At 48.1% G+C, this 8,830-nt stretch carries 6 protein-coding genes; 2 read left to right on the top strand and 4 right to left on the bottom strand.

All coding sequences use genetic code 11. The features are described 5' to 3' along the window. Window positions 1-687 precede the first annotated feature (687 nt). From G519_RS0128040 to G519_RS0128030, 3 genes are all read right to left on the bottom strand, one after another. Window positions 688-2,265 carry a UDP-glucose--hexose-1-phosphate uridylyltransferase gene (locus G519_RS0128040; protein WP_029197516.1) on the bottom strand — a complete coding sequence of 526 codons (1,578 nt, stop codon included), beginning with the start codon at window positions 2,263-2,265 and terminating at the stop codon, window positions 688-690. A gap of 100 nt (window positions 2,266-2,365) precedes the next feature. Beyond that, entirely contained in the window at window positions 2,366-3,352 is a 987-nt protein-coding gene (gene galE, locus G519_RS0128035) for a UDP-glucose 4-epimerase GalE (protein ID WP_029197515.1), read from the bottom strand. 1 nt (window position 3,353) lies between these two features. Continuing rightward, on the bottom strand, window positions 3,354-4,535 hold the full coding sequence (locus tag G519_RS0128030; RefSeq protein ID WP_029197514.1) for a galactokinase: 1,182 nt from the start codon (window positions 4,533-4,535) through the stop codon (window positions 3,354-3,356). 231 nt (window positions 4,536-4,766) lie between these two features. Between G519_RS0128030 and G519_RS0128025 the strand changes: the two genes are divergently transcribed. After that, entirely contained in the window at window positions 4,767-5,624 is an 858-nt protein-coding gene (locus tag G519_RS0128025; protein WP_029197513.1) for an AraC family transcriptional regulator, read from the top strand. A gap of 265 nt (window positions 5,625-5,889) precedes the next feature. Further along, window positions 5,890-6,654, top strand: a complete 765-nt coding sequence (locus tag G519_RS0128020) for an SDR family oxidoreductase (protein ID WP_029197512.1) — start codon at window positions 5,890-5,892, stop codon at window positions 6,652-6,654. A 119-nt stretch (window positions 6,655-6,773) separates the two neighbouring features. Here G519_RS0128020 and G519_RS0128015 read toward each other — a convergent pair whose 3' ends face one another. Then, complete coding sequence (locus G519_RS0128015) at window positions 6,774-8,774, bottom strand: methyl-accepting chemotaxis protein (RefSeq protein ID WP_051253752.1); 2,001 nt, start codon at window positions 8,772-8,774, stop codon at window positions 6,774-6,776. Between the last annotated feature and the right edge of the window lie 56 nt (window positions 8,775-8,830).

Here is an 8,830-nt window from a genome sequence, read left to right as displayed (position 1 = left end):
GGGTACTGGCCTCGGCCTGAGTACAAATGAGAACAAACCTCATCAGCGAAGGAAAAGTCAACGAGTTCAGCAGCCCGACTCCAAATCGGATGTTCAGGAAGACATGCAAACACCTCAATGTCACTGAAAGATAATTGCTCAAATTGTTTATATCGGACTCTGCTCATAGGAATCCCTCCGGAAATGGTATATTTCAAGTATACCATTAAACGAGAGTATTGGAGAGTAAAATAAAGAAAACAAGCGATTATTTGGAGAAAATCACTCGTTTTGGAGTTTGTATATACGACAGAATATTTAGATTGAATCGACAGTCTCCTTTGTACAACTTTACGCAAGTTACTTCGCGTTTTCCAACCGACAACACTTTTAGTCTAAAGTAGCTCTGCAGCCTATAAAAGGGATAAATTGTTGTATAGCGTACAACATCCTGAGCTTTTCAAGAAGAAATCAAGGAAATTGTTGTACGCAGTACAACTTGCTTTTCTAATTATCCAATTTTCAAAAAACCAGAAACAAAACGATAGAAAAACATTGATACTTACAAATGACTATACTTATTCATAATCTCACTTAGCCTAGTAAAAATCTTGGCTAACTATCCTAAATAAGGTAAGCTTTATTGCTTACCCCTAACCCCAAATTGACAAAAAAACTCCCCAGTCTAATTGACCAGGGAGTTCCAAATTACTGCTGCGCAAAGCCCGCAGCTGCCAAAAACCGTCCAAAAGCCGCTTGCCCCGCTTCATCACGCTTGAACACGCCTGCGTCCAGCAGCACGTCCATGAACTTGCTGCCGACCTCGGCCTGCAGCACTGCATTGGCCTGCTCCTGCGGCAGCGCAGCGCCGTGCTTCGCGAGCAGCGTTTCGATCCATTCCGCATGCTTATGCAGCGGATGGCTGGCCTCTTCGCGGATCTCGCGGCCGAATGCGGCTTCGCCGGTGAGGAGCTTGGCGATATCCGCCAGCTCCTCTTGCAGGCGGCCTGGCAGCACCGCCAGCCCCATAACCTCAATCAAGCCGATGTTCTCCTTCTTGATGTGGTGCAAGTGCTGGTGCGGATGGAAAATCCCATCCGGATGCTCTTCGCTGGTGCGGTTGTTGCGCAGCACCAGGTCAAGCTCGTACTCGCCCCGTGCATTGTTGCGGGCGATCGGGGTGATCGTGTTATGCGGTACCCGCTGTCCGTCCTTCTCGCTGAAGGCGAGGACGTCCGCTCCCGCATCACTGTAGGCGCGCCAGTCTTCGAGCAGCTTGCTCGCCAGCATATAGAGCTGCTGCTTGTTGTGCCCGCTCAGGCGAAGCACTGACATCGGCCACTTGACGATGGCGGCCTTCACGCCGGCAAACTCAGCATGTGAGAATGCTTTCTCACTTGGCGCTTTTTCCATCGGGAATTTATGGCGTCCGCCTTGGAAATGGTCGTGGTTCAGAATAGAACCACCGACGATCGGCAGATCCGCGTTCGATCCGATGAAATAATGAGGGAACTGATCGATGAAGTCCAGCAAACGGTAGAACGTGTGCGACGTCGTTTTCATCGGAATGTGTTTCTCATGGAAAATAATGCTGTGCTCGTTGTAATACACATACGGCGAATATTGGAAGTACCACTTCTCGCCATCTAATTCTAACGGAATGACCCGTAGATTTTGCCTTGCCGGGTGATTCACACGACCTGCGTACCCTAAGTTGTCTACGCACAGTAGACACAAGGGATAGCTGCTTTGCGGCAGTGTTTTGAGCAGGGCAATTTCCTTCGGATCTTTCTCCGGTTTCGAAAGGTTGATCGTGATTTCCAGATCGCCATACGTTGTTTCGGCCAACCAGTAGGCATTTTTCTGAATGCGATCCATCCGAATATAGTTGGAGTCGATAGATTGCTTATAGAAGTAATCCGTCGCTGCCTCTATGCTCGTTGTTTTGGCTGTGTTCCAGAATTGATGTACAACCTCCGATGGACGAGGCATCAATAGCCCCATAATCCGCGCATCCAGCAAATCACGGTACGTTGTCGTATTCTCTTCCAAGAGGCCCGCCTCAAAAGCCGCATCAAGCAGCTCTTCCAGCATAGCAACCGGGCTGCTCAATTTCTCAGTCGGCACTTCACCTTGGTAAGGTTCGGCAAGACCGAATAAATCAAGCAAAGCATTTCTTGATGTATAGACATCAAGGTGTTCAATCAGCCCATTTTGCACAGCGAACTGAAGAAGCCTTTCTATAATCAACGCTGCGTGCTGCGGCGCTTTAACTGTCCGTTCCATGTTCCACATTCCTTTCTACAAAACCAACCTCTTTTCAGCTTCGTTCTGCACTGTTTTACGCTGTTTTACGCTGTTCCGCACTGTTCTACCCGTTTCTACCCTACTCTTCGTATCCGTTCGGATGATTTTGGTGCCAGTTCCACGCGCTCTCGATAATGGATTCCAAAGAATCACGTGTCGGTTTCCAACCCAGCTCAGCTCTTGCACGCTCAGAGGAGGCAATTAGCGTTGCTGGATCTCCGGCTCTACGCGGTTCGATGACGGCAGGAATCGCATGGCCGGTTACTTTACGGGCGATATCGATGACTTCTTTGACCGAGAAACCTGTGCCATTGCCTAGGTTATAAATATTGCTTTCTGCTCCGCCACGCAGCTTCTCAACCGCAAGAACATGGGCGCTTGCCAAATCGCTAACATGAATGTAATCACGTACACACGTGCCATCTTCTGTTGCATAGTCTTCTCCGAAGATAGAAATATGCGCCCTTTGACCAAGTGCCACTTGAAGAATGATAGGGATCAAATGCGTCTCTGGGCTATGGTCCTCTCCGATTTTGCCGCCTGCATGAGCCCCAGCTGCATTAAAATAGCGAAGTGATACATATTTGATACCATGCGCGATGTCGAACCACTTCATCATTTTTTCCATAGCCAGCTTCGTCTCGCCATACGTATTGGTCGGCAAGGTGCGGTCACTCTCTAGAATTGGAATATTTTCAGGCTCACCATACGTCGCAGCCGTAGAGGAGAAGACAATTTTCTTCACGCCGTATTGGGTCATCTTTTCAAGCAAACAAAGCGTTCCGTATACGTTATTATGATAGTATTTCGCAGGATTGGTCATACTCTCGCCAACTAACGAATTCGCTGCAAAATGGATGATAGCGTCAATGCTGTTCTCTGTGAAAACCGTATCCAGAAACTCGCCGTCACGCAGGTCACCTACGTACAACTTGCCCCCAAGCACAGCATTTCTGTGCCCTTGCTGCAAATTATCAACGATAACAACTTCTTCACCTTTGGCTAGCAGCTCTGCTACCGCATGAGATCCGATATAGCCTGCTCCGCCCGTTACTAGAATGGCCATTTTATATCGCCTCCCCGACTTGCTCAACACCATTGCCGATATCACAAACGTAGAAGCTTGGTGTCAGGCCTGTTTTTTCCGTATATTCTTTGCCCACTTGATCGATAAACGTCTGTACACTGTCCTCATGAACTAAAGAAACCGTGCATCCGCCGAATCCTGCGCCTGTCATACGTGCCCCAAGCACACCCGGAACCTTCAACGCTGCCGCAACCATCGTATCCAACTCTACCCCTGTTACTTCATAAAGATCACGAAGCGAGTCATGGGACCCGATCATCAGCTTACCGAAAGATTCGAGGTCGTTCGCTTCCAGCACCTCAATGGATTTGAGAACACGGTCAATTTCTTCAATAACATGCTGCGCTCGTTGGCGGATGGTTTTGTCTGGAATTAGATGTTTGAATTCATTAAATTGCGCAAGGTTCAGTTGACCGAGCAAAGTGATCGAAGGAAACTGCTTTTGCAAATAGGTCACAGCCTGCTCACATTGGCTTCTTCTCTCATTGTAAGCGGAGTCTATCAGACCTCTGCGTTTGTTCGTATTCCCAATAACCAGCTTGTAGCTGCCGCTTTGAAAAGGCACATGGCGATACTCAAGCGTGTCGCACATGAGCAGGATGGCATGATCCTTTTTGCCATTGGCTACAGCGAATTGATCCATGATGCCACTGTTGACGCCAACGAATTCGTTCTCTGTTTTTTGCGCGAGCAGCGCGATTTTCACGGTATCAATCGGATACTTTTCAAGTGTTAATAAGCCAAAAGCTGTAACGACTTCAATGGAAGCCGAGGACGAAAGTCCGGCACCATTCGGGATTTCACCGTGGAACAAAAGATCGTAGCCCTGTGTAACAGGGAAGCCTGCTTTCGCTAAGTGAACGAAGATCCCTTTTGGATAATTGATCCAGTCGTCCTCTTCTTGATAGGACAAGTCATCTATGGAAATTTGTTTGCGAAGTGCCAGGTTTGTCGATGCAAATCCAATTACACGATCTTGTCTTGGACGAATGATCATAGTCGTTCCGAACGTTAACGCTGCCGGGAAAACATAACCGCCATTGTAATCCGTGTGCTCACCGATCAAATTTACCCGACCTGGAGCATGAAAAGCTGAAATTGCCGTTGCAGAATTCCCGTAAATTTCAATAAACGTGGTTTTTAGAGCTTGCAAATCTGCCATTCTGGCACCGCCTTTAGTGGTTTTAGAAGTGATTTCGCTCGTCATCTGAGGATGACGGAGTCGTTTATGCTTGGTGTCTTGTAACTTCAGTATACGAGAAGAACGTAGGATTGGCTATGGAGGCATGTTATTTTCACATGGAAAAATGTGATCTCGCATTCGCAACTGTGGTTAGATTTATGATAAAGTGAAGCTAAATGAAGATGTGTCGATCGGAGATGAAAAGTAGGCATGACAAAGTCGGAGAGCTATTACGTTGTTTCGAATCCACTGCCTTCCCAAGTAAGTGAATTAACTGTGTTGTTTGCGGGTGAGAGCCAGACGAAGCCTGAGCATCGGTTAGGCCCCAAAGTATACGACTACTATCTGATTCACTATGTGATATCGGGGAAAGGGGTATTCTCTTCGCAAGGCGAAGAGTACGAGCTTGGCGCCGGTGACAGCTTCGTCATCGAGCCTGAACAGCTCATCAGCTATGTCTCCGATGAGACAGATCCTTGGCATTATTGCTGGATCGCTTTTACGGGTACGCAGGCCGCGGCGTTAGTCAGCTCTACAGGAGTGAATCCCCTGCAGCCCATTATTCATACCAAGCGCAACCGCCATATCCCTGTGCTTTTTCGCCATATCCAGCAAGCATTAAGAGCCAAAAAAGCGAACGCACAGCTAAAGTCCATCGGATACCTACATTTGTTACTCGGTGAATACTGTGAAACATTGTCAGCTTCCACATTGGCTGGTATGGTCACGGAAGCCGAGAGTGACCGCATCGTGCAGCAAGCGATTCACTACCTGTCCACCCAATACGCCGAGCCTATCACTATTGAGCTGATGGCCGAGAGTTTGGGTTATAACCGTGCGTATTTATCGCGCATGTTCAAGCGTCATACCAAGGTAACACCCGTCACGTTTCTTCTGAAACTGCGTGTGGATAAAGCTCGCCTGCTGCTTCGAGAACGGCTGGAACTAACCATCGAACAGATCGCATCATCCGTCGGTTTCTACGATCCTCTTTACTTCTCTAAGCAATTCCGACGTTGGTACGGCGTCTCGCCAAGCGAGTACCGGAATCAAATCAAATCCCTTTGATATTAACGTCCCATCTGTCTCAAGTCAACGATTCGCCACTTCGCAAGCATTGAATAATATCCTTCAAACAGCTCCTGAAGCATGCTCATACAGGGGTACTGGTAATATCAGTACTCCTCAATCCCAATCCTAAATCTACCCATTTCGATCGTAAAAGTATACTTACGAATGGCGTCTTCTTGTCGTGTCTGCGAATGAGAGAGCAACATTTCGAATGTCACTCTGTGATAAAACTAGACATGAATACATTGAAGGAGATGAGGATATGAGCATGCTGAAAGGTAAAATCGCTTTAGTAACAGGTGCAAGCCGGGGGATTGGACGAGGGATTGCTCTGCGTCTAGCGCAGGATGGGGCCATTGTCGTCGTACATTATGGAAAGAATTACGATGCTGCAGAGGAAGTGGTTCGTGAGATTCAGCATAAAGGCGGATCCGCCCTTACACTCGGTGCGGACTTGAATATCGTAAACGGCGTTCACGATTTATATGCGGGCTTGGACGAAGCCCTCGAGAAGCACACTGGTGGCAATCAGTTTGATATTCTTGTTAATAATGCCGGAATTGGGCAAGGTGGAACCATCGAGGAGACGACGGAACAATCTTTTGACGAAGTTCTGAGCCTCAATGTCAAAGCACCTCTATTTCTCATCCAACAAGCATTACCTCGCCTGAGAGATGAGGGCCGCATCATCAATATTTCTTCGGCTGTTACCCGTTTGGCTTTCCCAAATTTTCTGGGCTACAGCATTTCGAAAGGTGCGCTCAACACACTCACCTTCGTCTTAGCTCAGCATCTTGGGAATCGCAGCATTACGGTAAACGCCATCTTACCCGGTATCATCGATACCGATATGAATGCCGGAACATTGCAGGATCCGGGTGGGCAGAAATTCGCTGCCGGTCTCTCCCCTTTTAACAGATGGGGGCAGCCGGAAGATGTGGCCGATATCGCCGCCTTTCTTGCCTCTTCGGACAGCCGCTGGATAACGGGGCAATTGATTGATGCCAGCGGCGGGTCTCATATATAAAAAGACTAAAAAGCTTGGCGGATTCGCCAAGCTTTTTAAACCGTATTGGTTTCATGCGATTACTTCGCATTCGAATCCGCTTGGGAAACACCTACGAAATCGTGCCTGGCCGCAGTACGTTACTTCAACTTGAAACGGTTGATTTGATCCTGTAGATCGACCGCCAACACGCTGAGCGATTCGGAAGAGGAGCTGATCTCCTCCATCGCTTGCAGCTGCCCGCTTGCCGACTTGGCTATGACCTGCAGTTGATCCATAGCCTGCTTTACGATACCGACTGTCTCCTGAGAAGAAGCCGCCACCTCTTCGGTTCCCGCTGATATTTCCTCTGATGCGGCTGATACTTCTTGGATTTGGTCGTTGACATGCTGGGTCGAGGCCAGAATCGATTGAAACACTTGCCCAGCCGTTTGAACGAGTGCCGAGCCTTTCTCAACCTCTGAGAGTCCGTCTTGCATCGAGCTTGATGCCTCTTTCGTAGCATGGATCGTTTCACCGATAATGGAGGTGATGTTCACGGTCGCACTGCTAGTTTGCTCTGCCAACTTCTTAACCTCACTAGCGACGACGGCGAAGCCTCTGCCATGTTCGCCAGCCCTTGCCGCTTCAATGGAAGCGTTCAAGGCAAGCAAGTTGGTTTGTGACGCAATCTCGGATATAAAGCCAACAATTTGACGAATTTGCTCGGATTTCTCTTCTAAGCCGTGCACGAGTTCGGCAGTATGTTCCACGGCATGACTGACCTGTCGCATTTGGGTAATGGCTTGTTGAATTTCACCGTTTCCACGGCCAACCTCTTGAACGACGTTTTGCGCAGTTTCCGAGACATTCGTGGACGATTCGGCAATTTTCTGCACGCCCGATGACATTTCACCCATCGCGGTCGAAATTTGTTCGGATGCCTGGTAGTTGGCTTCGGAACACTGCACGACCTGCCCCACCGCTGCGGTAATATGTTCGGAGGCTTTCGTCGATTCGCTGGCAATCGCAGTGAGCTGCTCGGAAGATGCAGCGGTATGCGACACGGCTTCTGAGATTTTGCAAATCATCGCGGAAAAAGAATCGAGCATCGCATTGATGTTCTTGCGCATCGAGGCGATTTCATCCTCTCCATGCGTCTTCAAACGGCCGGATAAATCGCCCTGCCCTACTCGCTGCATGAGGAATGAAATTGTCGTGATTGGGCGAATCAACATCTGTGAGACGATCATAGCTATAACAATGACAACCAGCGCAGAAACAGCTAGCATAACGGCTGAATTTTTCTTTAATAGAGTCACCTGTTTGAATACTTCCGAATGCTCGGCAGTCAAAATCAACTTCCAGCTCGTGGCTTCAATGGTTTGATAAGCAGCTGACTTCAATGTGCCATCTGGCTCTGTATATAGGATATACCCGCTCTGATCCTTGAATACCGTATTCTTGTAAAGAGCCATCTTCTCAGCCGTCGATGATTCCTCTAGCTTTTGCCCCGTTTTCTTCGGGTGAACGAGATATGTACCGCTTGGTGAGAGAAGGTAGCCGTAACCTGTTTCGCCGAATTTGATATGGTTGATGATGGACAGTATTTGTTCAGGAAAGAGGAAAGATTGCACGATGCCGCGGAAATCGCCTTTGCTGTCCACAAGCGGGACATCGATGATGATAATATTTTTGCCGCTGCTTTCCTCCTTGATGATTTCGGACACCGATACTTTCTTATCCACAGTAGCTTTCTTAAAATTATCAAATTTGTTAGCGTCCAGCTTTTCGCCAGCTGTGTCAATGGACATGCCTTGCGGATCAATATAGGCAAATCGATAAACCTCCGGATCGCTCTCCGCCATAATTTTTAGCACGGGTAAGATCGTGTTCGACTTCCCATTCAAGAACTCTGGATGGGCTTTAACAACGGATTGAATCGAAGCAATTTTGCCATTCAACCAGGCATTGATCTCGCTCGTACTAAGCTCCGCAAGATGCATTTGCTGATTTTTGGTGTCAGACTCAACAACAGAAGAGGATTGAGAGGTAAGGATAAGCATAGAGATCAAAAGAGGGATAAGTGAGACGGCAAGCAGCAGCAGCGTCATTTTCACCTTGAGCGACTTGGCTCCTAACAAGGTTCGTAAAACAGACATTTGTGGCATTCTTCCTTCCGCAGTCAACTAATTTATGAAAAATAGCTAGGTGGATT

Origin of the sequence: Paenibacillus alginolyticus DSM 5050 = NBRC 15375, from assembly GCF_000422905.1 — a bacterium.
Taxonomy (GTDB): Bacteria; Bacillota; Bacilli; order Paenibacillales; family NBRC-103111; genus Paenibacillus_E; species Paenibacillus_E alginolyticus.
This window is presented reverse-complemented; position numbering and strand designations above follow the sequence as displayed.